We start from the raw sequence: 502 nt of genomic DNA, 5'->3' as shown, positions 1-502 counted from the left end.
CGTTCGCTCGAATCTGAAAAGCGTTGCTGGATTCTCCGTGGCGTGGCTCGTCCTGCTGAACGTCTTCTTCATTCCCGAATACCTGTTCCAGTTGACGATGACGGACGCTGGCCCGGCTGACGTATTACCGATTGAGCTCGGGATTCCGATCGCTGTTCTGCTCCCGATCGGGATCGCTCTTTCCACGGTCGGCTTCGCGTACTTCTACACGGTGTACACGGCCTACTATATGCGATTAATCGCTGCCTCAACTGATAGTCAGGACTCAGTATGACCATCCACCAACAATTACGTGCGATAGTTTCGAACAGCCATCGAACAGATCAGAGCCCCGCGATCGCCGCCCACCGAAACTAGCCCAACCCTATGTCACGAATCCTTCCGACACAAACTCACGCTACTGTTGAACGAAGCGATACTCCAGCCGTCCTGAGTCTCGACGACGACGGGACGCGAGACGTGATCGAAGCATTGTCTTCCGAGACTGCCTACGAGATCTTTC

The 502-nt window shown here is 54.6% G+C and carries 2 pseudogenes; both read left to right on the top strand.

The window, feature by feature from the left end:
• Positions 1–274: pseudogene (locus tag DVK07_RS21250) on the top strand (hypothetical protein); the annotation flags it as partial.
• Positions 275–366: 92 nt separating this feature from the next.
• Positions 367–502, top strand: a pseudogene (locus DVK07_RS24520) (ArsR family transcriptional regulator); the annotation flags it as partial.

Source organism: Halorubrum sp. Atlit-26R, assembly GCF_003666015.1.
Classification (GTDB): Archaea; Halobacteriota; Halobacteria; order Halobacteriales; family Haloferacaceae; genus Halorubrum.
The sequence above is the reverse complement of the archived record's forward strand: the minus strand, read 5'-3'. Positions and strand labels throughout refer to the sequence as shown.